At 47.7% G+C, this 26,469-nt stretch carries 23 protein-coding genes; 9 read left to right on the top strand and 14 right to left on the bottom strand.

What is annotated here, in order from left to right:
• Positions 1–59: 59 nt before the first annotated feature.
• The 4 genes from NDI33_RS04805 to NDI33_RS04790 form a co-directional block, all read right to left on the bottom strand.
• Positions 60–515: a response regulator gene (locus NDI33_RS04805; RefSeq protein ID WP_190414639.1), complete on the bottom strand. Its 456-nt coding sequence runs from the start codon at positions 513–515 to the stop codon at positions 60–62.
• On the bottom strand, positions 509–2,545 hold the full coding sequence (locus tag NDI33_RS04800; RefSeq protein WP_190676929.1) for a CHASE3 domain-containing protein: 2,037 nt from the start codon (positions 2,543–2,545) through the stop codon (positions 509–511). Before NDI33_RS04800 ends, NDI33_RS04805 begins: the two co-directional genes overlap by 7 nt.
• A 315-nt stretch (positions 2,546–2,860) precedes the next feature.
• A complete protein-coding gene (locus tag NDI33_RS04795; RefSeq protein ID WP_190677101.1) occupies positions 2,861–4,630 on the bottom strand; it encodes a diflavin flavoprotein in 1,770 nt (589 codons plus the stop codon).
• Positions 4,631–4,738: 108 nt separating this feature from the next.
• Positions 4,739–6,457 carry a diflavin flavoprotein gene (locus NDI33_RS04790; protein WP_190414637.1) on the bottom strand — a complete coding sequence of 573 codons (1,719 nt, stop codon included), beginning with the start codon at positions 6,455–6,457 and terminating at the stop codon, positions 4,739–4,741.
• A gap of 141 nt (positions 6,458–6,598) precedes the next feature.
• Here NDI33_RS04790 and NDI33_RS04785 point away from each other — a divergent pair, with 141 nt between their 5' ends.
• Positions 6,599–7,393, top strand: a complete 795-nt coding sequence (locus NDI33_RS04785) for a pantothenate kinase (protein ID WP_190528111.1) — start codon at positions 6,599–6,601, stop codon at positions 7,391–7,393.
• 162 nt (positions 7,394–7,555) lie between these two features.
• Here the strand turns inward: NDI33_RS04785 and NDI33_RS04780 are convergent, their stop codons facing one another.
• Together NDI33_RS04780 and NDI33_RS04775 are read right to left on the bottom strand one after the other, a co-directional pair.
• Complete coding sequence (locus NDI33_RS04780; protein WP_190676927.1) at positions 7,556–8,395, bottom strand: alpha/beta hydrolase; 840 nt, start codon at positions 8,393–8,395, stop codon at positions 7,556–7,558.
• Positions 8,396–8,468: 73 nt separating this feature from the next.
• The gene (locus tag NDI33_RS04775) at positions 8,469–8,924 is read right to left on the bottom strand and encodes an NUDIX hydrolase (protein ID WP_190426228.1); all 456 of its coding nucleotides are present in this window, start codon (positions 8,922–8,924) and stop codon (positions 8,469–8,471) included.
• A gap of 146 nt (positions 8,925–9,070) precedes the next feature.
• Here NDI33_RS04775 and NDI33_RS04770 point away from each other — a divergent pair, with 146 nt between their 5' ends.
• The 3 genes from NDI33_RS04770 (at position 9,071) to NDI33_RS04760 (ending at position 10,239) form a co-directional block, all read left to right on the top strand.
• The gene (locus NDI33_RS04770; protein WP_190414633.1) at positions 9,071–9,364 is read left to right on the top strand and encodes a hypothetical protein; all 294 of its coding nucleotides are present in this window, start codon (positions 9,071–9,073) and stop codon (positions 9,362–9,364) included.
• A 282-nt stretch (positions 9,365–9,646) separates the two neighbouring features.
• Positions 9,647–10,042 (top strand): hypothetical protein, encoded by a 396-nt coding sequence (locus NDI33_RS04765; RefSeq protein WP_190434159.1) that lies wholly within the window; start codon positions 9,647–9,649, stop codon positions 10,040–10,042.
• A 2-nt stretch (positions 10,043–10,044) separates the two neighbouring features.
• Positions 10,045–10,239 (top strand): hypothetical protein, encoded by a 195-nt coding sequence (locus tag NDI33_RS04760; RefSeq protein ID WP_190414631.1) that lies wholly within the window; start codon positions 10,045–10,047, stop codon positions 10,237–10,239.
• Between the two features lie 166 nt (positions 10,240–10,405).
• Here the strand turns inward: NDI33_RS04760 and argH are convergent, their stop codons facing one another.
• The 6 genes from argH to NDI33_RS04730 all read right to left on the bottom strand — a co-directional run bounded on the left by argH (position 10,406) and on the right by NDI33_RS04730 (position 17,046).
• The gene (gene argH / locus NDI33_RS04755) at positions 10,406–11,791 is read right to left on the bottom strand and encodes an argininosuccinate lyase (protein WP_190676925.1); all 1,386 of its coding nucleotides are present in this window, start codon (positions 11,789–11,791) and stop codon (positions 10,406–10,408) included.
• 205 nt (positions 11,792–11,996) lie between these two features.
• Complete coding sequence (locus NDI33_RS04750; protein WP_199300650.1) at positions 11,997–12,242, bottom strand: hypothetical protein; 246 nt, start codon at positions 12,240–12,242, stop codon at positions 11,997–11,999.
• A 158-nt stretch (positions 12,243–12,400) separates the two neighbouring features.
• The gene (locus NDI33_RS04745; RefSeq protein WP_190676923.1) at positions 12,401–13,819 is read right to left on the bottom strand and encodes a PP2C family protein-serine/threonine phosphatase; all 1,419 of its coding nucleotides are present in this window, start codon (positions 13,817–13,819) and stop codon (positions 12,401–12,403) included.
• Positions 13,820–14,285: 466 nt separating this feature from the next.
• Positions 14,286–14,546 (bottom strand): hypothetical protein, encoded by a 261-nt coding sequence (locus tag NDI33_RS04740; protein ID WP_190676921.1) that lies wholly within the window; start codon positions 14,544–14,546, stop codon positions 14,286–14,288.
• 129 nt (positions 14,547–14,675) lie between these two features.
• Positions 14,676–15,659 (bottom strand): GntR family transcriptional regulator, encoded by a 984-nt coding sequence (locus NDI33_RS04735; protein WP_190414628.1) that lies wholly within the window; start codon positions 15,657–15,659, stop codon positions 14,676–14,678.
• 232 nt (positions 15,660–15,891) lie between these two features.
• Entirely contained in the window at positions 15,892–17,046 is a 1,155-nt protein-coding gene (locus tag NDI33_RS04730) for a polysaccharide deacetylase family protein (RefSeq protein WP_199291965.1), read from the bottom strand.
• Between the two features lie 367 nt (positions 17,047–17,413).
• Here NDI33_RS04730 and NDI33_RS04725 point away from each other — a divergent pair, with 367 nt between their 5' ends.
• The 4 genes from NDI33_RS04725 (at position 17,414) to NDI33_RS04710 (ending at position 21,706) form a co-directional block, all read left to right on the top strand.
• Complete coding sequence (locus NDI33_RS04725; protein WP_190676918.1) at positions 17,414–18,160, top strand: dienelactone hydrolase family protein; 747 nt, start codon at positions 17,414–17,416, stop codon at positions 18,158–18,160.
• A gap of 63 nt (positions 18,161–18,223) precedes the next feature.
• Positions 18,224–19,126 (top strand): S1 RNA-binding domain-containing protein, encoded by a 903-nt coding sequence (locus NDI33_RS04720; RefSeq protein ID WP_190676916.1) that lies wholly within the window; start codon positions 18,224–18,226, stop codon positions 19,124–19,126.
• Positions 19,127–19,541: 415 nt separating this feature from the next.
• Positions 19,542–20,147, top strand: a complete 606-nt coding sequence (locus NDI33_RS04715; RefSeq protein WP_190676914.1) for a glutathione S-transferase family protein — start codon at positions 19,542–19,544, stop codon at positions 20,145–20,147.
• Between the two features lie 275 nt (positions 20,148–20,422).
• Positions 20,423–21,706, top strand: coding sequence for a S41 family peptidase (locus tag NDI33_RS04710; RefSeq protein ID WP_190676912.1), 1,284 nt, complete (start codon positions 20,423–20,425; stop codon positions 21,704–21,706).
• A 170-nt stretch (positions 21,707–21,876) separates the two neighbouring features.
• On the opposite strand, the gene NDI33_RS04705 is transcribed toward NDI33_RS04710, so the two are convergent.
• Together NDI33_RS04705 and NDI33_RS04700 are read right to left on the bottom strand one after the other, a co-directional pair.
• The gene (locus NDI33_RS04705; RefSeq protein WP_190676910.1) at positions 21,877–22,740 is read right to left on the bottom strand and encodes a fructosamine kinase family protein; all 864 of its coding nucleotides are present in this window, start codon (positions 22,738–22,740) and stop codon (positions 21,877–21,879) included.
• Positions 22,741–22,829: 89 nt separating this feature from the next.
• Positions 22,830–24,128 carry a pitrilysin family protein gene (locus NDI33_RS04700; protein WP_190676909.1) on the bottom strand — a complete coding sequence of 433 codons (1,299 nt, stop codon included), beginning with the start codon at positions 24,126–24,128 and terminating at the stop codon, positions 22,830–22,832.
• A 614-nt stretch (positions 24,129–24,742) separates the two neighbouring features.
• Between NDI33_RS04700 and NDI33_RS04695 the strand changes: the two genes are divergently transcribed.
• A complete protein-coding gene (locus tag NDI33_RS04695) occupies positions 24,743–26,422 on the top strand; it encodes an ATP-binding protein (protein WP_206753687.1) in 1,680 nt (559 codons plus the stop codon).
• Positions 26,423–26,469 lie beyond the last annotated feature (47 nt).

The raw sequence follows: 26,469 nt of genomic DNA, 5'->3' as shown, positions 1-26,469 counted from the left end.
GTTGGAAGGTTGAAAGGGTTGAAGATTTAAGCTTTCAGCTTTCAAAGTCTTTCCAACTTTCAACTCTCCTCTAATTTTGGCTTCTGGTTGAAAATGAGCCAATATGAATTCAGTGTTTTCACCATATCCAGCAACGCTTCAAAAGCAACTGGTTTAACCAAGTAAGAGTTGGCTCCCAGGTCATAGGCTTGGTTGATGTCACGATTTTCCTCGGAGGAAGTTAGAACAACAACCGGCAGGCGCTTCAGGTCTGGCTGCTGCCGTAACCATTCCAGCACCTCAAGACCCGACTTGCGAGGGAGTTTCAGGTCTAGCAGGATCAAAACGGGTAGGGGGTAGCGATCGCGATCGGTGTAAGGCGGTTCGCCCGCAAGGTAAAACACGGCTGCCTCCCCATTTTCCACCACTTGCAATGGGTTAAGCAGGTTAGCTTTCCGAAAAGCTCGCTGGATCAGGAAAATGTCATTGGAGTCGTCTTCCACCAGCAAAATAGTATAGTTAGACGCGTTCAACATTCGTCTCTAGCCTTGGGCAGGTCTATCCAAAATCTGCTTCCCTCACCAGCTTGCGACTCGACTCCGGCATGACCTCCCATGCGTTCTAACCCTTTCCGCACAATTGCCAACCCAATGCCAGTGCCGGGGTAACTTTCAATTCCGTGTAGGCGCTCGAAGACGCGAAAAATGCGTTGTTGATGTTCTGGAGCAATGCCGATGCCGTTGTCTTCTATCCACAAGCGTACCCAAAATTGGGAACTTGCTGAAGGTTGATTACTCTCTGGCTCTTCGGCTGTAGACGCGATCGCTCTTGTCTCTACAATACCCTGTTTCTCGGCTTCCCCTCTCTCCCTAACTTCTGCCCATACTCGCACCTGCGGTTGGACTCCAGGAGCGATGAATTTTATCGCATTATTTAGCAAATTTGTCAAGACTTGAATCAAGGTGGTGCGATGCCCGATGATTTGAGGCAGCAGTGGTTCTACTGTCACTTGGACTTGTTTTTGCCGCAGTTCTGGCTCTAGTTGAGCGAGGACTTCCACCACCAACGTTTCTAGGGAAATCGGCTGGAGACGGATCTCCGTGCGGCTGAGGCGACTATAGTCGAGCAGATCCTGGATTAAGGTATCCATGCGCTGAGAAGCCGTAATAATGCGCTGGGCATAATCTTGCCCGATGGCATCTAAGGAGTCGCTATAGTCTTCTAACAAAGCGTGACTGAAACCCTGCATAGCACGCAATGGCGCACGGAGGTCGTGAGAAACGGAATAGGCAAACGCTTCTAATTCAGCATTTGCTTCCTGCAATTGGACAGTGCGATCGCTAACGCGCTGCTCTAGTTGTGCATTGTTCTGTTCGAGCTGTTCTCGTAACTCAGCTTGCTGCATTGCGATGGCAAGTTGGTTGGCAACCTCAGTGGCAATCTCTTGGTGTTCCGGATTAAACGTTGCCGGTTCCGTGGCACTTAGAATCAGTTCGCCGAGCAGATTTTCTTCGACCCGCAGGGGCACAGTCATGCAGCTGCTTTGCCCTTCCCCCATTCGCTTCATGGCAGGCGGACAACGATTGAGTGCCGCGTTCTCTAGAGAATAGGTTCTCTGTTGCCCTAAGAGAAATCCAGGCACAAAATCGTCAATTTGGAGCGTAGCGCCTTCTTGGAACGGTAAATCTCCATTAACACTTCCGGCTATCACCTGGGCAACGCCAGTTTCAAAGTTAAACAACACCACAAAAGATTGCTGGCAGGGCACTAAGCGCCGCATCCGCGACAATGCGGCGCGGATAACTTCTGCCGGTGAATGCGCTTCCAGAATTGCCCGGTCGATCTGATGCAAAGCTTCCAACCGTTGGGCAGATCGACGCAGCGCGTTTGTTTGCTCTTGGGCGATCGCGAGGGCGTGTTTGTAGGTTTTTGCCACTCCCATCAACTGACGGCTGGTGAACAATGCCAGCAGGCTTCCCAACCCAACCGTTAAGCCGAGAGTGCTGCCAATCGTCAGATAGGTTGTTTTTTGAGCGTTGTCAGTGCGAACATCCCGCAGCACCTCCTCGGTTCTGATGAACGAGGCAAGCTGAACCCGCATCGCATCCATCAGCTGTCTACGAGTGTTAAACACAGAGAATTCATAATTGCTATTGCGCTGCTTGCGAGCGATCTGGGAGGGGGCATATCGATTCCACTGTTCATAAATTGCCCGCAACTCTTTGAGGCGCTGAATTTGACGCGGGTTGTCCGAAATTAAAGAACGCAAGTCATTAAAGGCAGGATCGATTAACAAACTTGACGCTTGGTAAGGCGCTAGAAAACTCGGATTGCCGGTGACGAGATACCCGCGTATCCCGCTTTCCATATCTAACAGCAGTCTCTGAGTATAGTTTGCTTGGGCAATGACTCGATCGGTGTGGTCAACCCACCGCGTCACCGAAAGTAGGTGGTTGAGCTGCAAAAATAAGATGCCCGAGAGCACTAGCATCAAAATCAACGGCAACGCGATCGCACGAGTTAGCCTGTGTCGAAAGTTGTTTTGAGCAGTCTCAAATAGCGCCATTTCAACCCTTCAAGCCTTTCGGCTCTAGCAGTAAGCTTTAGCGATCGCACTCGGCGGAAGCCGTCAGCAGCGGCTATGTTGTTTCCTTTACTTTGAAAAAATACTGAGCCAGCAGATCCAAAGATAGCGATCGCCTACTTCCAAGCTAACAACTTACAACACAATAGCAATCCCCAATTAGTTATTAGTTAAAACTCTGTGCAACTTCCTGAATTTCTTCGAGTAACATTTCCCTCTCCAAACTCCTGATAAATGGCTGGCTCAGAAAAAGTTGCATTGGGCGTTATGCACTGGGTGTTATTCACTGGGCGTTATTTAATAATGGCTACCCGATTTTCGGTGATGAACGGCGGTGACGCCTTCCTGCTGTAACACCTTGCCATTTTCCACCACAGCGTAAACCAACCAGTGATCGCCACATTCCATGCGGTTGCGGGCAGTACATTCTAGATAAGCCAAGGCGTCGGTGAGAATCGGACAACCATTTTGGGCGTCTTGCGTAGCGACACCCGCAAATCGGTCTTCACCAGGACCAAAAGGTTTGAGAAAATGCTTCATCAAGCCGATGTGCTTGCCTTCTCCCAAAATATTTAAAACAAATTTTCCGCCAGAATGCATCAGCGATTCAATCGCTCGATCCTTGGCGACAGCAATGGTTAAACCGGGGGGATTAAAAGTTGCCTGAGACACCCAAGAAGCCAACATCGCCCCGCTGAGTTCGCCTTGTTTCGTTGTTACAACGGAAAGAGAGCCAACTAGATGCCCTACCGCTTGTTCGATCCTGGCAGATTGCGAAGGTGAAATCGGTTGCACGCTTAACTGTTGTCGAGCCATTTTGGCTTTTTTAGCTTTTTTCAACGCTTGGGCGAAGTCTGTCCCGGCTTCTTCGCAATATTTCAGCGTCACCTCGGTGGGTTTAAATTTGACTCGAATCGGGTCGAAGCCAAAGCGATATCCAGCATCTTTTAACTTGCCTTCTAGTAGATCGATCGCTTCTCCACTCCAGCCATAAGAACCAAAAACACCCGCCAGCTTGCCTTTGCTCGCGTTGGATAGGACAATGCCCAAGGCAGTTTGAATCGGCGTGGGAGCATGACCGCCGAGGGTAGGAGAACCCATGATAAACCCATCTGATTTTTCTACAGCTTCTTGAATTTCCGAGGGTTCGGCAAATTCGCAGTTAATTGATTCGACAGCAACGCCTGCTTTGGTAATACCACTAGCGATCGCTTGCGCCAAGGTCGCCGTATTTCCATAAGCTGAAGCATAGAGCAGCGCCACGCTCGTTTCAGTTGCCCTTTGCTGCTGGTTCCATTGCCGATAAGCTTGAGTGAGCGGGATCAGACTGTAGCGCACCAAGGGGCCATGACCCGTCCCATAGAGTCTGGCTGGCAAATCCTGTGTCAGTTTGTCTAGCGCTGTTTCGACTTGCCGAGCGTGGGGAGCCATCAGACAATCGTAATAGTAGCGCCGATCTTCGCTAAACACCGTCCATCCTTCATCAAACACCTGATCGCCGCAAACGTGCGCCCCGAAAAGCTTATCCGTATACAAAATTTCGGTTAGGGAGTCGTGGGTGCAAAGGGCGTCAGGCCAACGGGGACTAGGCGTGGGGATAAATTGTAAGTGATGACCTTTGCCTAAATCGAGGGTTTCTTCCCCTCGCATTATGGCAATTTGTAGATTGTGTTCTTGTAAAGTCTCTGGGAAAGTGTTTTCAAAAAGATTTCGCAGCAGAATTGACCCTGGATTCGAGCAAACAAAAGTAATTTGAGGAGCCAGTTTTAGTAAAGCATTCAGCGTAAAAACTCGGTTGGGGTTGACGTGTCCTAAAATCACGTAATCCAGCTTTTTTAAGTCAAATCGCTGCTGTAAAGCGGACAGAAAAATGCCTGTAAATGATTCTCCCGGCGGATCGATGAGCGCTGTTTTATCCGCTTGAATCACATAAGAATTCGCCGTTGTGCCCCGTTGTAGAGCATATTCGATTTCAAACTTAAGTCTGTCCCAAGTGCGCGATCGCAACACAGTTGTATCTGCACCAATCGGGAGAACCTGAACATCGCGGGGTTTTGTGGCTGTCATCATAAGTTAAAACGGTAATTTTTTTAAACGCAAAGGTACACTCTCATACGCAAAGTTAAAGCTGCTTCTTTGCGTACCGAGAGCGCTAACCTTGGCGCATCAAGAGCGTTAATAATAATTTCCGATCTTGCGATGGTGAACCGCTGTGAGGGCGTCGGGTTTGGAGACGCGACCGGATTGAACGGTGCTGTAAACTATCCAATGATCGCTGCATTCCATGCGGCTAGAGACTTCACACTCCATGTATGCGAGGGCTTCCGTCAGAATTGGGGAACCATTCTCCGCAGGCTGAGATTTGATCCCGGCAAATCGATCCGCGCCAGGGGGGAATCGTTTTAAAAAGTGCCGCATCAAATTTTGATAATTTCCTTCTTCTAAGACGTTGAGGACAAAGCGATCGCCTACTTGCATCATGGACTCAATAGCCCGGTCTTTTGCGACAGCGATTGTGAATCCTAGGGGTTGGAAGCTGGCTTGTGCCACCCAGGAAGCTAACATGGCACCTTTGACTTCGCCTTTTTTGGCAGTGATGATGTACAATCCACCGCTGATGCGTCCCAGGGCTTTTTCTAATTCGGCATCAAGAGATTTAATCTGTTTGATGTTGCGATCGCGGGTGAGCAATTGTCCTAAGTCTGTACCTGCTTCTTCACACAACTGATAGGTGGCTTCTCCGGGTGTATCTTTAATCCGAATTGCTGGAAATGCGACTGTCAGCCCTAACTCTCTAAATTTACTCACCAGCGGATCGACGGGTTCGTCATCTCCTCCGTATGACTCCAGAATCCCGACTACTTGTTTTTCCTTAGCAGCGGCTAAAACGGTGCCAATCGCAGCTTGGGCGGCGGCAGAGGCGGCTGGGGGTGTGGCAATGACTAAGCCGGATGAACGCCCTACCAGTTCTTGCACCTCCTGAGGATCGGCGGATTTCAGGTCGAGTGTCTCGACGGCGACGCCTGTTTTGGTGATGCCTTTGGCGAGAGATTGGGAAAGGCGATCGCTATACCCGTAATCGGAGACGTAAAATACCGCTACTGTCGTCTCGCCCTTGGTTTGAGCTTGACTCCACTGGCGATAACGTCCCGTCAGTTCCACAACGTTGTGGCGCAGCAGCGGGCCGTGTCCGGTGGCGATGGTGTGTACTTCTGGCAGTTCTCCCATCCGTTTCAGTGCAGACAGCACGGAACGGGCATTCGGAGCCATCAGGCATTCGTAGTAAAACCGATAATCGGCTTCGATGGCGGCTAAATCTTCATCGAAGGTGCTATCCGAGCAATAGTGCAAGCCAAAGGCGTCGCAAGTATACAGGATTTGGGTTTTGTGGTCGAAGGTGAAAATCGTGTCGGGCCAGTGCAAGTTGGGAGCAATCACGAATTCCAATTCGTGTCCGTTGCCTAAATCCAACTTGTCGCCATTTTTGACGATTCGCCGCTCAAACGGCTGATGCACAAAATCTTCGATAAACTGGATTGCGACTTTTGACCCAACCACCGTTACCTGGGGAGCCAGTTTCAAGATGTCTTTGACTAATCCGCTGTGGTCTGGCTCGGTGTGGCTGATAATCAGGTAATCAATTTCTTTTGGGTCGATGAGTCCATGTAATGCATCCAGATATAGCTGGCGGAACTTTTCATGGGAGGTATCCACTAAAGCCGTCTGCTCACCCCGAATGATGAAGGAATTATAGGTGGTGCCGTTTTGCAGCCCAAATTCAATGTCGAAGCGATCGCGATCCCAGTCAAGCGAGCGAATCGTTGTCGTGTCAGGGGCGATTTCGCCGGTCTGCATGGTGAGGCGTTTTTGGGTTCGGTCGGTGAGCGCTACCATCTCTGGTCTCCTTCTGTTGCAACCCATTAGGTATTTTTTCTTCTTTCATTCTGCCACGAGTCTCTTGTAAAGATTTATTAAAAAACCTATGAGTGAGTTAAGAGTTTTAAAAGTGCCGAACGGCTCCAGGCTCAGAGAACGATGAATTGGCTAGCTTTAACGATTGGGAATTCGCGGCTGCACTGGGCGTACTTTGTGGGAGAAATTCTTCAGGATGCCTGGGATAGCTACTATCTGCCAGCGGCAACTGTGAATCGTCTGGCGCAGCGCTTAGCAGCGGGTAAATTTCCACTGGAAATTTTGCCACCCAGTCCGACCAATTCACTATCCAAAATCCACAATCAGCAATCAAAGTTGCCGATTTATCTGGCTTCGGTGGTTCCAGAGCAAACAGCACTTTGGCAAAGTTACCCAGATATCCGTGTCATGACTTTAGACCAATTGCCCCTTGAAGGACTTTATCCCACTCTTGGTATTGACCGGGCTTTAGCGGTGTTGGGTGCTGGCGAAGTTTGGGGCTTGCCTTCTTTAGTGATTGACGCTGGAACTGCTTTGACATTTACGAGTGCAGATGTCAACCATCGGCTAGTGGGTGGGGCGATTTTGCCTGGGTTAAGGTTACAGCTACAGTCTCTAACCCAAAGAACTGCTGCGTTACCACCGATAGAATTGCCCCAGGAAATGCCGCCGCGTTTTGCTGTAAACACACCGGAGGCGATTCAGAGTGGCGTTATCTACACTGTCTTGGCTGGAATCAAAGACTTTATCCAGGCTTGGTGGCAGAAATTTCCAGGTAGTCGGGTGATTTTGACGGGAGGCGATCGCGCTACTTTATTTGCTTATCTCCAAATCCAGTTTCCTGAAATAGCCAGTCAGATAATTAGCGACCCGAATCTGATATTTATGGGAATGCGGTCAGTCGTTCTTAGTTCTTAGTCCTTAATAAAGCGATTCACATCAAATCCGCTTGATTCTCCACAATTGAGAAAAACCTTACCCCGCCTCCACCTGCGGCTCCGGCTCCTCTCCGCAAGCGGAGAGGGGTTGGGGGTGAGGTTCTTTTATTAATTCCAGTAAAAGCGCACAGCCTATGCGCCCCTAATGCTTACTAACGAAATCTCGAATATGCTGAGCCACGACATCTGGAAGCGCTTCGGGTAGATCGTTTCCCGCAAAGCTAATAATTTCCAACTGAGCTGATGGAGTTAAGTCGGCGTAGGCTTGACTTTCAGCAATTCTAGAACGACTGTCGCGATCGCCTTGCAAAATCATAACGGGGACTTTCAGCCACTCCAGTCTTTCTTTCAATAATTCTGCTTGAATTTCGGCGCGGCGGCGTTGAAATAATAGCTTGTCGGTAGTGGGAAACTGCACCGGCTGTTCTTGTCGCCGCTTCTTTTGCCCAGTCTGCTTGCGGGGAAACAGGCGATTGTTGGAGACACGAGCGATCGCATCTATGAGCGATCGCCACCCGGAGGATACCACCTTAGACAGCCGCTTAAATAGAGATGTAAATAGAGAGGGGCGCGATCGCTCTGTTCTTAATCCCTCCGCTTCCACCCCAATTGGCGCTAACAGCACTAATCCGCGCACCTGTTCCAAATATTTCAGCGCGAAGCTCGCCGCAATCCACCCTCCCAGCGAGTGACCAATTAAAAAAACTTCTCGCTGATTCAATGCCTCTAACAATTCAGCAAGACATTCCATCTCCAACTCAATTGAGTAGTGAACATCCGGGCGTTCGGAGTCACCAAAGCCGAGTAAATCCGGGGCAAAGCAGTGGTAATCCCGACTCAAACAATCGATGACAGCTAGCCATTGACTGCTATCGTGAGCCGATCCGTGTAAAAAAACCAAAACTGGCCCTTGACCAACTTCGCGCCAGAAGATTTGTCCTTGAGACAGCTTAATTCGAGAATTGCGTAGCGGTAGAGTCATCCTAGATTTTAGATTTTAGATTTTAGATTCTAGATTGACGATGGATTGACTCATCCAAAATCGAAAATCCTGCTTATGCGAGGGTTGTCAAGCCGTTCAAGTAGTCCTGCAACTGCTGGTCGTGGTCATGGCAGAGTTTCCCTTGAGGCAAGGATGTCACTGAGAAAGCTTTGACTTCCATAATTTCCAGCGTATCCCGAACCTGCATTTCTCCCTGCACTTCTGCTTCTAGCGCTACACAAATCGAATGAATTCTGGGATCGCGGTCTGGCGAAGAATAAACTCCCACTAACCGGCGAATTTTTACTAACTCCAGTCCAGTTTCTTCCGCCAACTCCCGCCGCGCTGATGTCGGAATGTCCTCACCCCAATCAACAATACCGCCAGGAAAACCCCATTCACCTGTGTCTCCGCGTCGAATGAACACAATTCGACCATCTGGCAAAATCGGGATGATAGTTGTGCCGATAATGGGATGGCGGAAAATAATCCCTAGCACTGTTTGTATAAATCGCCATGACCGACGCATAGGCAAAAGAAGCTTTACTTCAACGCAGAAAGGAACTTTTACTTTTAGAGTCAATTTATGAGCAGGAAGTTCTCCGATTCCAGATAAAATTTAAAACTTTGCAAAAGGAGGGTTTCCCCAAGGGCTGAATCCGCATAGTTCTGGGGATGCCAGAATTGCTTATTCATCCACCTCTACAAATTAAAATTTTAAATCAGCGAGAATTTCCGCTTTTTGAGATTCAGTCACCTGAAGATAAATCTTCTCAATGTTACCATCCGAGCCGATCGCATTCATGTGCAGCGCTGAAAGCGTATCAACTGCTTGGTGCGGAATTTTTTAGCTTTTTGCTGCGGTTACGGCTGACAATTTTACCCAGCCAAGAAGCAGTATCGCTGAGTTTTAGGGACATGGGGATGTTTTCAACCGCAGCAAGTCAGCGCTTTTTAGTAGGCTGCTGACAGGCTGTTATGATATACGTTACAGATGCAAGTTCGGTCACGTCAGTCTGCGACCCGCCGTTTTTAGGCTAGCCTGTTTCGATGTTTCTTCCACAGGTTTGAAGGCAGAGGCTTCCAGAGCCAAAAAAATGCTCTGGGAGAGCAACACACTCTCTGTCTAGATTCACTTGGACAAGAGTAGGTTCTGAGAAGTTGCTAGAGACGCTTTAATTTTGCGCTTCTAGGTCGCTCTTCTCTCTCTCGGCTTTCACCTGAATCAACTGTTCGGATGGATATTGTTGGATGACTATTTACATCGAAAGTCTGTCTTCGCAGGTTACTCCAGAAGACTTTAAACAAGTCTCTGCATCTGGTTCAGCCAAAAGTGTGGCGATACCAAGCGACCGGAAGACAGGCAAAGTGCGGGGCTTTGCTTTCGTAGAGAGGGTGGAAGCTCCGCAAAAAAAGACAGCTATTTCGGTGCTGGATGGTGCAAAATGGATGGGGCGTCAGATGCAGATCAACCAAGCCAGACCGAAGGAGAACCCTCGAAAAGAGGGCGATCGCGGTAGATTGCCAGATTGGCAGATTCTAGCACCTGCTTTTCCAAGCCTTGGGCGTGACTGGCAACACCAACAAGCATCAGGTGCGGGGGAAAACCCAAAGGCACCATTTTTTAGTCGTATATCAAAGAGGTGAACATGGCGAAGCGCCGTAACCCTAAGAAAGAAAAGGCGCAGCGTAATCAAGCATACGCCCGCAAGTTTCGTAAACGTCAAACTACGGGTCGGTTCTCTAAATTCCGGCGTCAAAGATCGCCCGGAGAGAGAACTAATGAGGAGGATGAAGACAAGATGGGAGGAGGAATGGGAGCAATGGGCGGCGCGATGGGTTAGCCATTGCTCGGTGCTGAGGATTGAGGGTTGAGGACTGAGGACTGAGGATTGAGGACTGAGGAAGAAAAATATTTTTCCTCAGCTACTAACTCTTTTGCGAAATTGAGAAATCCCCTATTCAGCCCTCAGTCTTGATTACTCAGTCCTCAGTCCTAATTACTCAGTCCTAACTACTCAGCCGAGACTGGGCAGCTTGAATCGCTTGTCTCACTTGCTCAAATCCGGTACCGCCGTAGCTGTTACGAGCGGCAACTACTTGTCTTGGAGAGATGGCTTCATAGATGTCTGGCTCAAAAGCTGGGTGCAATTCCTTCCATTCTTCCAAGCTCAAATCCTTGAGAAGTTTACCGGCAGCGAGGGAAGTTTTTACAACCTTGCCCACGAGATTGTAAGCTTCCCGGAAGGGGACACCCCGCGCTGCTAGGTAATCAGCAACATCGGTCGCGTTGGAGAAATCTTCCGCGACGGCTTCTGCAAGGCGAGCGGTACGAAATTCTAGCCCCTCGCGAAACAAAATGGTCATTGCTTCTAGGCAGCCTTTAACGGTCTTTACACTGTCAAATAGGCTTTCTTTGTCGTCTTGTAAGTCTTTGTTGTAAGCCAAAGGTAGCCCTTTCATCAGCACTAGCATTCCTTGCAGATGCCCAAAAACACGACCTGTTTTACCCCGCACGAGTTCAGGCACGTCGGGGTTTTTCTTTTGGGGCATGATGCTGGAGCCGGTGGCGCAGCTATCTTTGAGGGTGACAAAGCCGAATTCGTGAGATGACCAAAGGATGACTTCCTCCGATAAACGGCTGAGGTGAACCATGATCAGGCTGGCGCTAGAGAGAAATTCAATCGCAAAATCGCGATCGCTCACGCCATCCATACTGTTGGCATAGACCCCATCAAAGTTGAGCAGTTTGGCGGTGTAGTGTCGATCGATGGGGAAAGTGGTTCCGGCAAGTGCGCCACTCCCCAAAGGCGAGATATTGACGCGCCCATAGACTTCTCCTAGCCGCTCCCAGTCCCGTTCTAGCATTTGAAAGTAGGCGAGGAGGTGGTGAGCTAAAGAGACTGGTTGGGCGCGTTGTAGGTGCGTATAGCCGGGAATTAGGGTTTCGACGTAATTTTGGGCAAGGTCGAGGAGAACTCCCTGAAATTCGCGCAACTGGCTGCGAATTTGGGAAATTTGATCTCGCAAGTAGAGGCGGGTGTCAGTGCCTACTTGATCGTTGCGAGATCGCGCCGTGTGCAGTTTTTTGCCGACATCTCCGGTAATTTCTGTCAGCCTACGCTCCACCGCAAAATGAACGTCTTCTGCATCTATCCCTGGATTGAAGTTTCCTTCTCGGTATTCTTGGCGGATTTGTTCTAAGCCTGCGACTAGCTGTTGTGCCTCCGACTCTGAAATAATGCCGGTGTGAGCGAGCATTTTGGCATGGGCAATCGAGCCGGTGAGGTCGTATTCGATGAGTTCGATGTCGAAGCCGATACTAGCGTTGAAGCGAGCGATCGCAGGATGCAACGCCGATTCAAACCGTTGGCTCCAAGTTTTTTGTTGAGTCACGAGCTTCTTGGTAACGTTGGATTAACAGATTCAAAGGCGAGCAGCTTGAAAGGCGAGCAGGTTGAAAGTTGGCTCGTCGAGAAGGTTGTAGCTTGCAAAGGCAAGCATCTTACTCTTTAGCAAATTTCAGGACGAGCAAGCTGTATCCAAACATTCAACTTTCAACCTTCGACCTTTAACTTTTTAAACCTTCAAACGCTATCCACTAAGCTGTAATCCCTCGAATCAGGTAGCCAAAAAACAGCCCAATTAACAGTGCCCAGACTTGCCCTGATTTAATGAAGTAGTTAAAGGCATTTTGCATCTGGTCTAAGACTTTTGGGTCTCTGATTTGCTGCGCCAACACGGGCCAATTGATTGGCGAGTGCGAAAACCACAGCGATACACTATCGTAACTGTGGGTCAAGTTGGGCAACCAACCGATTATTTCGTGCATTTCATTAAGCACCATGACTCTGATCTCCTCACAACAAATAGAGATGTTGGCAAAGGTTGCTCGCGCATCCGTTCAGATTGTTATTAACACAAAGCTGATGTCTTTGCTAGTGGGGGAGTCAGCGATGGGTAATTCGTGATGGGTATAGGAAATGACCCATGACTCATTACCGATTAACTTTTGACCTGCATCACCACTAGCGTCATATCATCTCCGTTCCGGCTGGATGGACCAATAAACTGCTGTACCTGCTCAAATAGGTAATCTAAAATCGCTTGGGTGCCGTTGCAATGCTGGCAAGCCCACTGGAAGGTGCGGCTCAGCTTTTCTTCGTCAAAGCGATCGCCATTTTGATTTGCCGCATCGGTAAAACCATCGGTGTAATAAATAATCGTGTCCCCAGGATACAGCTGGACTTGGGCATCTTCATACTGGGAATCGGCATCTAGACCAATCAGCATTCCCCAGGTATCCAAGCGCTTGATGGAACGGGTTGATGCCTGCCACAACAAGGGAGGATGGTGGGCGGCATTACTGTAAGACAGAATCCGGGTTTGCGGATCGTATTCGGAATAAAACAGGGTGACAAACCGATGGGAGTTTTCTAAATCGGCATACATTACCCGGTTTAAATGTTGCAGGATCTTCGCCGGTGAGTGCCTGTTTAGCACTTCGGCTCGCAGCATCCCCCGCGTCATCGTCATGATTAGACCCGCTGGGACGCCTTTGCCCATGACATCCCCGATTACCAGGCTCCACGGAACCGATCCTCTTCGGGCAGTTTCCACTTCCGAATCACTGTCTGTTTGGGGGCGCAGCTGGTCATAATTGGCGGGAATAAAATCATAGTAATCTCCGCCGACGCGACTAGCCGTTTGGCACTTTGCCGCTAGTTCGACTCCATAAATATTCGGACATTGTCGCGGTAGTAGGCGCAGCTGGATATCGGCACCAATTTCTAATTCTTTATCCAGGCGTTCTTTTTGGCGTAGTTCGACGGTAAGTTCATCGTTTGCGATCGCAACTGCTGTTTGATCGGCAACTAAGCGCACCAACTTCTGCCGGGTGTCTGTCCAAATATATTTGGGATCGCGGCTGAACACATAAAGACGTCCCCGCTCTGTATTTTTCACCAGAATCGGAGTGCCAAATACCTGAATGTCTGGCCCTAAAAACCGAGTCAGTTGAGCATCCAATGATGGCGGCGCGGCGATCCCCTCTGCCGTTGTCGAGGGATTACTCGCCTGACGGGTTGCCGAGTTAAGCGCCTTGCGAATATCTTGACAAGACTGACCTTCCTGACAGTGCAAGCGCTCTAGCCGCACTTGACCGTTCGGCAAAAACCGGATGAGAATGCCGCCATCGGCATCTGTCACCCGCGTTGCCATCAGCGGAATCAACTCCAAAAACTGATTCAAGTTATTGAAGCTACGCAGGGCAAACCCTAACGACGAGAGCAAGTCTTGAATCTTTCGCTGTTCTCGATGCAAACGCGCCACCAGTTCTTTGAGCGCAAAAACAGGCGTCGTGTCGGCGGTGGTACCGCCGTCAGGCAAGGGAGATGGCTGGCGAGGAAGGGGCACAGCAGTCATAGCATCAGGAGTCAGAGTTCCGCACGAAGGTTTTAGCTGTCAGGATATCTTCACAGATTCTGGCTTAAAGATTGCCATTTTTGGCAACGGTTTGGGGAAAACGCCTTTGATTTAAAAAAAATTAAGAAGGCGTTAGAGCAAAATTGTTCCCGATTACTATCGCAACAGTTGCCAGTTGCAGCTAGCCGTCCGGACGCGATCGCTAAACAAAAGGAGCCGACTTGGCTGTTCTTGAGGTGTAAATATACCCTTAATTGCAGGTTCTGCCAATCACCCAGAGGGGCTTTTTGAAAACTTATGCATAAGTCTATAGACGGAAATCACCATAACTGTCGCTATAGTAAACCCGATCTATACCAAAGCGCCCCTTATTATGTTTGATTAGTTCATCGACGGCATCGCCTAAGAGTAGCAGACAGCAATACATATGCTTGTGGAGTGATTTTACAAGCCAAGACTGTAAATTTTAACCGGATGGCGTGTGTATCCCTAAAGTAAAGATTTCTTCCAAAAGAAAGTTTGGAATAGGAGCGGGTTGGAAAGCTTTAGTAGCACGGTGTTTTTCGATGGCATCTTTTAAACCCATCGAAGGTTTCGTGTGAATCGTCATCTTTGCTCCGATTGCTTCTAGCCGATTTTTCAGCCGAGAATTGCCAATTTTAGAAGGGGTTTCCGAGTGAAAAACTTGAATCTCTGATGACGACCCTACAGCATCTGGATCGTCCAAAAGTTCAGCCTGAACCGAAGGGTGCAGGTGGGTAATCCCACCTGAATCGGCACTTTAGGCTGTCAAATGGGATGAGCTAGACTGTCTGATCGTTGAAATCTGATCGTTGAAATCTAAAATCCAAAATTGTTAACCTAAACCGAGTTCGCGCTTGAGCAAGTTAATTGACTTGGTGCCAATATAGTTTTCGCTACATAATAGCTCCGGAGGACGAATAATGTCTTCACGGGCGGCGGCGACTGCCGCTTTGACGGTGGCAAAACTGGCGCGATCGCTAACAATCGTTTGGGCACTGCGAACGATCGCGTTGAGTTTGTAGGTGTCTTTTACCTGGGCTGTCATCACCAGCAAATCATCCCCGCGCAGGCTGTGGATCAGAATTTCTGCAACTCCAAGAATGCCTGAGCTGAGACTCACCAGACCCATACAGCTGTCTTTAGGCAGGCGTTGAACCAGCTGGAGTTCTTGAGCGTAGTCGTAAATATCGACGGGGATGACGCGCACCGCTCGTGGGGCTGCGATCGCTTCCGCATCCCCAATAAAATAGCGGCTAGTCACCACGGTGCCGGAGTGGGTTTGATCGAGTATTTTACTGAGTTCCTCCATCGGCACCAACTGTACGGGTATCCCTAAAGATTTTTCCAGTTCCTGAACCATCAATTCCCCAGCACCGATGTCTCGTGACGGAACCGTGACCAGCACTCGCGCACTACAGCGTAAGCGCCAGTCAACTTCTGCTAGAAATAGTTCTCTGGCTTGGTTGAGGGTGCAACCTTGGTTGAGCAGTTCATCCAGGCTGTGCTGCACCAGCTTGTAGGCATGGGGATATTGTTCGTGTATGGGGCCGCTATGTCCAGTGCCGCCCTCGTTTCCTTGGGCTTTGACATAAATTCCCGATCCAGCTTGGGATTCTACTAATCCAGTGTCTTCTAGCTGCCGGTACACCTTGCTAATGGTATTCCGGTGCAGACCTGTCTGCATTGCTAGCTGCCGAGTGCTGGGCAATCGATGACCTGGGGGAAACTGTCGCGAGGCGATCGCAAACTGCATTTGGTCAAATAGCTGTTTTGACGCTGGAATTTCACTGTCTGGTTGAATATGAAACTGAACCATTTACGAGCCTCCAAGGACTCTGATTCTCATGAAGCCGTGAGAAGGGCAATTCTTTAATAGCATAATGCGCTACAGAAGCTGAGTTATCGCCCTGGTTTTTCAAGATTCTGCCTCCTTCTCACTTGCTCTATCTAGTAGAGACGCGATCGCATCAGCACATACGCTCTTAGCGCTACTTGCTGCAAGTCTTCTACAAGCCAGCATCTAAACTCCAAAAAAGTCTAAAACGCTCTCACCCAGGGAAATACTGTTCGGGTTGTTCTCCGGGGGAGTGCGGAAATTCCTCTAATCGAGGGGGAATCTGTGTTTCTGCTTCCCCGCTAGAAACGGAATCAGTAGCGTCTGTTGTCTCTTGCCTCTTTAGTAGTTCCGGCAAGGTGACAAACTGATATCCCTGCTTTTTGAGTTTTTCAACGATCTGGGGTAAAGCTTGAACCGTTGTCGAATGGTTGCCGCCACCATCATGCATCAGCACAATAGAACCTGGGAAGGCACTCTTGAGAATGTTTTTGACCAATTTGGGCGCGGTGAGGCGGTGGCGGCGGCTGTCCGCTGAGTTAATCGACCACATCATCACGGCGTAGTTGTTCTTTTGGGCGTAAGCCGCTAACCCATTTTGCAAGTTGCCGCCGGGAGGGCGGAAGTAAGCGGTTGTGACTCCGGTTGTCTTGTAGATGAGTGCGGCTGTATCATCTATTTCCTTTGCCGCCGTAGCCTCGTCCATCTGACGATAGGAGTGATGCCAGGTATGGTTGCCAATGGCGTGACCTTCAGCAACCACTCGTCGCGCTACGGCTGGATAACTTTGCAGTTGCTCTCCTACCCAAAAAAATGTGGCTTTGATGCCGTTTTTCTTGAGGATGTCCAGCACTTGCAATGTCGTTTCCCCCCAAGGGCCATCATCAAAGGTGAGGGCGATGACTTTTTTCTGATTCTTCGGCTTTACCTGATAAATGGTTTTTCCCCGATACTCGGTAGGCACTGGGAAGGTTTTTTCGGCTGCGGGTGAAAGAGCGATCGCTGAAGGTGTTGTTTCACTCGGTAAATTTTCCGGTTCGACAATGGGGAGTGTCTGCTGAACTGGGATAGATGGTGCGATCGCCCATACACTTGGCGATGGAGAAGCCTCTGCCGTGTCAGCGATCGCGCTACTCGCTGGCGGTATTATTTCCCTCGGTGGCGAATTTTCGGGTTTGACGCTGGGGAGTTGTTGAGCTTCCGGCTTGTCCTGACGAACCTCTATCGCAAACTGATGCTGAGGGGAAGGTTGAGGTGACGGCTCGATGATTTTATTGACGATAAGCGCTGTTAAGGTAACGATAGCGATGAAGGTAAGTTGCCGAGTGAATAATCCGGTCGGTTTTTCTTTTTCTCTCCAGTCTGCCAAGGTCGAACTCCTTCCCTTAGTCCTTGATAATTTTTGAGTTTTTAATGATTACAAAAAACAGCTATCGTTCTTGACTCATTTAACCAAAAATCCCTTTTCTCGGCAGTCAGCAACTCTTCAATAACCGCACAAAACTACACAATAAAACTAGCTAGCATTACAAATTATTTAAAAATCGGAATATTTTAAACAAAAAAGTTATGGTTTGATTTATATAAATTTTCTTTATAAAAAAATGCGATAATTTGTGCAGCACTGTCATGAACTTTTAAATACTTTATTCCTGTAAAAAATAGGGTAATTTGCTGGTAGACAAAATAGTAGCACTATCTGCTAAAAAAACGGCAGAGGATACAGAAGAATTATCATGACAGAGAGCAAGATTCGGACAAAACACCTCAAAATTGCCAATGGCGATCTAGAAATTGCGGCTTACCTGGCAATGCCGGAAGGGGAGGGGCCTTTTCCAGGCATTGTGGTGTTGCAGGAAATTTTTGGAGTGAATGCTCACATCCGGGAGGTAACAGAACGAATTGCCAAAGAAGGCTATGTAGCGATCGCGCCTGCAATCTTTCAACGCCAAGCACCGGGTTTTGAAACCGGCTACACTCCGGAAGACATTCAAATTGGCAGACAGTATAAGGATCAAACTCAAGCCTCAGAACTACTGGGCGATATCCAGGCGGCAATTAATTACCTCAAAAGCCTGCCCGAAGTCAAACCTGTCTTTGGCTGCATCGGCTTCTGCTTTGGGGGTCACGTTGCTTACCTCGCCGCGACTTTACCCGATATCAAAGCCACAGCGTCATTCTACGGTGCTGGCGTTGCTACGAACACTCCTGGCGGCGGCGAACCAACGATCGCACGCACAAAAGACATCAAAGGCACGCTCTACGCCTTTTTCGGCATGGAGGACGCCAGCATCCCCGCCGAACAGGTAGATCAAATTGAAGCGGAGCTAGAGAAACACCACATTCCCCATCGTGTCTTTCGCTACGATGGAGCTGAACATGGGTTTTTCTGCGACCATCGCGCCAGTTACAATGACACCACAGCCGCCGATGCCTGGAAGCAGGTAAAACAGCTGTTTGAACAAAAACTTCAAGCGGCATAAATTTTTTCCCACACTAGCAATCAGCGAGTCGGGAATTACTTTTTTTCAATCAACTAAGTTGTCATGAATTCCAAATCGACCTCTTCTCAAGATGCAAAATCGTCATTTTCTATGGACGATTTTGCCAAAGCTCTCGAACAACACGACTACCAATTTCACAAAGGGCAAGTCGTGCGCGGTAAAGTGGAAACCCACGAAAGTGATGGTGCCTATGTAGACATTGGCGGCAAGTCTTTGGCTTTTTTACCTGTTGATGAGGCGTCGTTGAGACGGGTAACAGATTTATCCATTGTGCTGCCGTTGCAGGAAGAACGGGATTTCCTGATTATCCGAGAGCAAGATGCAGATGGTCAGGTGACGCTTTCAGTGCGGCAGATGGAGATCAAGCAGGCGTGGGATAACCTGGCTGATATGCAGGAAGCGAATCAAACAGTGCAAGCCCGTGTTACTGGCATCAATAAGGGGGGCGTTACGGTAGAGGTGCAGGGGTTGCGGGGGTTTATTCCGCGATCGCACTTGGTGGAACGCGACAACCTGGAATCGCTGGTTGGTGAGAAGCTAACTGCTAGCTTTTTGGAGGTTTCTGCTGACACTAACAAATTGGTGCTTTCTCAACGGCAAGCGACTCGTTCTGTTGCCATCACTCAGATAGAAGTTGGGCAGTTAGTCGAAGGGAAAATTACTGGGGTGAAGCCCTTCGGTGTGTTTGTTGATTTGGATGGGATTACGGGTTTGCTGCATATTAAACAAGTCAGCCAAACCTACATCGAATCTCTAGCATCATTGTTTCAGGTGGGTCAAGTAATCAAAGCGTTGATTGTTGATATCGATGAAGGTAAAGGTCGGGTTTCTTTGTCTACCAGAGTCTTAGAAAATCATCCAGGAGAAGTGCTGGAAAATATGGCTGAGGTCATGGAATCAGCTGAGTCGCGTTCTGAACGGGCAAGAAAAAATCTCACCCGATAGGTGTTCGGAAGATAAGAAGCGATCGCACTTAGGAATCAAGAGTGCGATCGCTTTTGATTTGAAGGATGCGATCGCCGCCCTGCGCCTAGACGCATCTCCGAGCACCCGATTATATGCCCTAAGTGTTTCCTCACCTTAATCTTGATTTGATGAAGACAACAATCTTCAGCAACCGTCTTTCTTGCCTTGATTTTATCGAGAAAGAGCTTTGACTCCTTCAACAGTGAGCAACTGAACCCTTCGTTATCGATTTATGTGCTGGGTGTGGAGGGCTGGCTATCGGTTTTACTGATAAAAGTGATATGTGCTAGCTTATGCTTCGGGCAAGCTTCGCCTGTGACAATACTTATTGCTAACGCTCGCGCACTTGCGATCGCATCCCGAAATCTACTATTGAAGTAGTCTAGGTATAAATATGCTCAAATTGTATCAATTTTTCTCTTCTGGTAATTGTTACAAAATTCGTCTTTTATTGACTCAACTAGAAATTCCCTTTGAGAGTATAGAACTGAATATTCTCAAAGGCGAAACTCGGACTCCTGAATTTTTAAGCAAAAACCCCAATGGGCGAATTCCAGTATTGGAAACAGAATCAGGTCGATTCCTGGCAGAATCCAACGCAATTCTTTTTTATCTGAGCGAGGGAACTGATTTATTGCCAAACGACCGTTTTGAACGCGCAAAAGTGTTGCAATGGTTGTTTTTCGAGCAGTATAGCCATGAGCCTTATCTTGCTACTTCCCGATTTTGGATTTCTATCCTTGGCAAGGTGGAAGAATATAAGGAGGCACTTAATCAAAAGCGCGAACCCGGTTATGCAGCGCTAACCGTTATGGAAAAACATTTAACAAATTGTAATTTTTTTGTAGGGGAACGCTATACGATTGCTGATATTGGGTTGTTTGCTTACACTCATGTGGCAGATGAAGGTGGATTTGATTTAACAAGATTTCCAGCAATCCAAGCTTGGCTGGAACGAGTTAAAGCTCAGCCTCAGCACATTACTATCACGCAATTATAATAGAGTTCAGTATGGAGAGGTAGGATAAGCGATCGCTTCCTTTGCCTCCCGTAATTTAGGTAACTGTACCTAAAGAACCTATTTGTAAAACCATTGGTTAAAAGCGCTACCCTACAACATCTAGTAATGAATTTGAAACCCGCGTACGCGGGTTTTGTCTGTATAGGCGGAGTTTCTAACCGCCAGCATATTTTTGTGAAAATGGGATAGTTTCTACCCTGATTTAAGTAGATGATAAGCTATACTGGCTGAAGATAAATTTAAATAATAAAACGATGATAAAAATTAAAAAAATTAACCGATTTCTGGCTAATTTAAGCCTAAGTGTTTTAGTGATTCTTGTCTTATCATTTTTCTTTCTACCCGTTAGTTCAAAACTTCAAGAATCACCAACATTAGCTGTATTTGAAGAAGTTTGGCAAACAGTCAATGACAACTTTTTTGACCCAAAATTCAATGGGGTTGACTGGAAAGCCATGCGAGAGAAGTATAAGCCTTCAGTCAAGCAGGCAAAATCTATTGATGAAGCATCCGTTGTCATTAATCAAATGCTAGCTGAGTTACATACTTCTCACATAGGCTTCTATCCGAAGTCACAACCTGCTTACTACCAACTTTTGGGTATATTTAATCAAGGTTATTTCTTAGAAAAAATACAAAAGTTATTTCCTAAGGGCTTAGAGTACACGGGAATCGGAGCTTTCACTAAAGAGATAAATGGGAAGACCTTTATCACTGCTATTCTCGATAAAAGTTCGGCTGCTCAAGCGGGACTCAAAGTAGGCGACCAAATATTAGCAGTTGATGGCAATCGGTATCAACCAATCGAATCTTTTGTTAACAAAGCAGGGAAACAAGTCAGTATATCAATTCAGCGAACTCCCGAAGCCAACAGCAATAAGAATGTAACTGTAGTTCCAAAAATAATAAAACCTACGACAGTTTTCTTAGATGCAATGCGGTCGAGTATCGAAATAATCGAAAGCAATGGAAGAAAACTAGGTTATGTTCATATCTGGTCGTATGCTGGCGATCAATATCAGGAATTACTGGAAGAAGAAATTGCTTATGGACGTCTTAAAGATGCGGATGGGTTAATTTTAGACCTAAGAGATGGCTGGGGTGGAGCTACTCCGAATTATCTAAGTATTTTTTCCGAAAAAGTTCCAGTATTAACCCAAATTCCCAGAGACGGGATAAAAACTACCTTAGATTATCAGTGGAGAAAACCCGTTGTCATGCTGGTGAATCAGGGAACCAGAAGTGGAAAAGAAATTTTAGCTTATGGTTTTGAGCAGTATGGAATTGGAAAAGTCGTTGGTAGTCAAACAGCAGGAGCAGTTGTTGCGGCTCGTCCTTTTTTGCTCAAAGATGGAAACCTTCTTTATCTGGCGGTCGTTGATATTTATGTGAATGGAGAACGCTTAGAAGGCAAGGGCGTGAAACCAGATATTGAAGTGCCGTTCCAGTTAGAATATGCTCAGGGAAGCGACCCTCAAAAAGCGAAGGCTGTAGAGGTTCTGGCTGAAGCTGTTAAGAATCAGAATCGAGGGGCATAATTGCATTGATAACCTTTTGTAGAGACGAGATTAATCGCGTTTCTACTATAGCAATCCTATTTGATTTGCGAACATATTTTTTTAAACGAACCGCAAAGACGCCAAGAGCGCGAAGAAAAGATAGAAAGAGAGAGTTTACAACTTATTTAGGATTGCTATATCTCTTTCTACTATCTCAAAATACGCTCAATCATCCCGTTGGCTTGCGAACTATAGCCGCCGCCAAACAAATTAAAGTGGTTGAGGATGTGATAAAGATTGTAGAGTGTTTTCCGGCGTTCGTAGCCTGGATCTAGAGGAAATACTTCGTTATAGCCGCGATAAAAGGCTGCGGGGAAGCCGCCGAAAAGTTCTGTCATGGCGATATCAACCTCGCGATCGCTATAATACGCCGCCGGATCGAAAATGACGGGTTCTCCCGATGCCGTAAAGCCTGCATTTCCTCCCCACAAATCGCCGTGAACTAGGGATGGTTGAGGGTGATAATCCGCTAGCAGTTCGGGAATTGCCGCCAGTAATTGCTCCTGGTGGGGAAATTGACCGCCGCGACGCTTTGCTAACTGAAATTGATAGCCGAGACGATGCTTGGCATAGAATTCCGCCCAATCTGCTGTCCAATTATTGATTTGCGGCGTAGAACCAATCGTGTTATTTCTATCCCAGCCAAAGGCGTCTTTTCCAGGCCATTTGTGCATCGCCGCTAACTTCCGTCCCATTTCTTCCCAAGAATGGGTGTCGCCGTGCCCCATTTCCAGCCACTCCAGCACGATATAGGCAGAATTCCCTCCGGTGCCCCAGCCAATCGGTTTTGGAACCCGAATCGTGTGAGTTTCCTGCATTTGCTGGAGTCCCAGCGCCTCCGCCTCAAACATATCAACCAAAGACGCTTGGTTGATTTTGATGAAGTAGGTGCGTTGCCCATCGCTGACAGCATAGCCTTGATTGATGCAACCACCACTCACCGACTGCCGCTGCTGACTTTGAAACTTTTCACCCGTTAGGCGAGTGATTTGAGCGTCTATTTCTGTCCACATGGGAGAAATTTTAACCCAGAGTCATGCGAAGGTACGCGAAACAAGATTGACTTCTTTGCGTACCTTTGCGTACCTTTGCGTTAAAAAAACTAGCTAGCTGGCTTGATCGCAACCACACCATAAGCATCGCAAGACAGATACTGTTGAGCCGCTGACTGGAGATCCGCCGCTTCCAAGGCTTGAATCCGAGCCGGATAATTCAAGGCTGGAGCCAAATCACCCATCATGGTTTGATAGTAGCCGTATAAGTTGGCGCGATCGCTCGGCGTTTCATTCCCGAAGACAAACCGATTCGCTACTTGCGTCCGGAAGCGGGAAATCTCTGCCTCACTCGCGGGTTCTGTCTGGAGGGTGCGAATATGAGCCAGAATCGCCGCTTCTACCTCTGCCAAATTCTCTACCGGCAACTGCGCCCCAATATAGAAGACGCCTTGATGCCGGTGGCTCATATTGCTCACCCCAATATTTGTCACCAGGTGCCTGTCTTCCCGCAAATCTCGGAACAGCCGCGACATTCGACCTTGTCCCAGAATCACGCTCAACACATCCAGCGCGTAAGTATCGGATAAGTGCGTCATTCCAGGCACTCGCCACATCATCACTAACCGCGCTTGCTGCAAGCTTTCATCAACATACTCGCGGCGGACAATTTCCCTAAAAGCAGGTTCGGGAGTGAGGGTTGAAGCGATCGCTTCTTGAGTTGTGGCTTCTGGCTCTTGAGTGCTGACGCCTATCTCCGTCAAGCCCTGTGCCACAATTTCAATTAATTCCTCGACAGGCAAATTGCCCACAACTGCCGCCGTTATCGATTTGGGTTGATACTGACTGGCGTGGAAATCGCGCATCTGCTGCGCCGTCAGCTGCTCAATCACCGCTGCTGGCCCAAGTACCTGACGCCGGTAGGGCAGGGTGTCAAATGCCACCTCCATCGCCCGCTGGTAAGTCCGGCGGCGAGGATTGTCTTCCGAGCGGCGAATTTCTTCTAAAACGACCAATCGCTCTCTTTGAAAGGCATCCTCTGGAATGCTGGGATTTAGCACCACATCTAGTTGCAATGGTGCCAAATGGGCAAAATCTTTAGGAGCTGTTGTGATGTAGTAGTGGGTATAGTCCTGACTGGTGGCTGCGTTTGTTACGGCACCCCGCTCTTCAATCAGTCGCTCGAATTCTCCACTGTTGAGCCTTGGCGTCCCCTTAAACACCATGTGTTCTAGAAAGTGAGCCATGCCGTTGATGGGGTCTGGCTCATCGGATGAGCCGACATTAATCCACACGTTTAGGTTAACGGCTTCGACGGGCATCTGCTCCGCCACAATCGTTAAACCGTTAGGTAGGCGGTGGAGAGTCGGGGCATTGAGTGGCGTAGATTTGAGCAGAGTTGAGGTCATGTGTTCTTCGGCGCTGGACTATTTCTCCTTTTATCTTACTCAGTCTGCACCTGTCTCCTCAGCCAGCTCCCCAGCATTGCGCGATCGCTCTCTCGATGTTTTTAAAAAGTTTCCCACTCCTGTCGGCTTTAACACATATTCCCTTTTCGTGCCATTTTTCAAAGTTAATTAAGAAACTCAATCATTCTTTAAAATTTGGCTTGTTGATTAAACTTTGTTTATTTATGTATTGTGAAATACCTTTCTTATGAAAGATTCATTTTAAATTTTTAAAACTTTGAAAAAAGTCTGTATTTTTATATAAATTTAAGAATTTAAAAGGCTTTATCAGTCTAGAGACAGATACTATAGTTTAGTCGGGTAGATCAGACTGAAGCTTCATTTAACTGGAGTCAGTTGTACTCATGCTGAGTGTAGTTTCAGGAAGTACAAATACCATCATTGCAGCTGGTTATTATACAACTGCGTTTTTGATTTATCGCGGTTTTATCCGGGGGCAGCATCTACTCAGCAATCCATTAGTACTCGTAACTGTAGCAATCTTCTTGAGCTGTGCTATAGAACATTCAGTGCAGCTTTTAACATTAGTCTTTGGTGGGCAAAACGGCTCCCCAATGATACTGACAATTCAGGGAGGTATGGTTCCACTCATGGCTTTAGTCGCGGGAGCTTTCATTGCGCTAAGGCGTTATTTCTCGCTCCTAGTTGAAAATTTCCGAATCCAAAATAACACTAAAAATCAACTAGCTCAGGCTAAGGCTGAGTTGGAAAGAGCGAACGCCAATTTGGAAGTTTTGGCAGCTCGTGCTAAAAACTTATTGCAGACAAATCAACAATTAGAAAGGGAAATAATTGAACGCAAACAGGCACAAAAAGCAACGGCAAATACTCATAATTTATTGAATTCCATCGTAGAAAATCTGCCAATTGGAATTTTTATTAAAGAAGTGAATGAATTGCGATTTGTATTCTGGAACAAAGCCAACGAGGAACTCACTGGTTATTCTCAGGAAGAAGCGTTAGGCAAGAACGACTATGGCATTTTCCCGCCAGAGCAAGCTGATTTCTTCACAAGTCGCGATCGCGAAGTGTTGGCATCTGGGAAACTTCTGGAGATTCTGGAAGAGCCAATCCAGACAAAACATCAAGGTTTGAGGATTCTGCACACTAAAAAAATCCCGATTTTCGACGAAGCGGGAACTCCCCAATATTTGTTGGGCATTTCCGAAGATATCACCGAGCGCAAGCAAGCGCTGGAGGCTTTAGGAGAATCGGAAGCTGCACAAAGCAGCGCGATCGCAGCTCTGCAACAACAAGCAGTCCAGATGAAAAAAGCGATGCAGACGTTGCAAAGCAGTCAATCCCAACTGGTTCAGAACGAGAAAATGTCCAGTCTGGGGCAGTTAGTTGCGGGTATTGCTCACGAAATTAATAATCCAGTCAGCTTTATTTACGGCAATCTCGCTTACGCAGATCAATACACCCAAAATTTGCTGCATCTTCTACAACTTTACCAGCGTTATTATCCCGATCCAGTCCCAGAAATCGAAGCGTATAAGGAAAATATCGATCTAACTTTTGTCATAGAAGACCTATCGAAGATACTCTCTTCCATGAAGCTAGGAGCAGACCGCATTCGCCAGATTGTTCTGAGTTTGCGGAATTTTTCTCGGCTCGATCAAGCAGAAATGAAGGCGGTCGATATTCATGAGGGGTTAGATAGTACGCTGCTGATTTTACAGCATCGAATGAAAGCAAAAGGGGGAAATCAGGGAATTGAGCTGATCAAAGAGTACGGCGATCTTCCGCTTGTGGAGTGTCATGCTGGACAGATGAACCAGGTGTTTATGAATATCCTCAACAATGCGATTGATGTTTTAGAGGCGTACAGCTATCAGCACTTAGCGATCGCAACCATCGAGAATTTGCATACGCACTCTCTTCAATTAGGCCAAACTCCCCCCGTTTCCAATACTCAAGTGCCAGTTGCTTCGATTAGAATTCGCACTGAGGTTGTCGAAATTAATGACTGTCCTCAGGTGGTGATTCGGATTCGAGATAATGGCTCTGGCATCCCCCCAGAGGCGATAACACGACTATTTGACCCTTTCTTCACCACTAAACCTGTTGGCAAGGGGACAGGCTTGGGTTTATCCATTAGCCATCAAATTGTGGTCGAGAAGCACGGCGGGGTTCTAACGTGTTCCTCAGAACCCGGACAAGGAACAGAGTTTTACATTGAAATCCCGGTTGTTCATCGTCGAGCGCGAACCTGTCAGGAAGCCGAAACTTAATGTAACGTAATATTAAGTCTCGGAAGAGGGAATCCTCGTTCTCAATT

The sequence above is a fragment of the Trichocoleus sp. DQ-A1 genome, from assembly GCF_039961955.1.
Lineage (GTDB): Bacteria > Cyanobacteriota > Cyanobacteriia > Cyanobacteriales > FACHB-T130 > FACHB-T130.
Note: the sequence above shows the minus strand (reverse complement) of the source record. Positions and strands in the feature narration are given on the sequence as shown.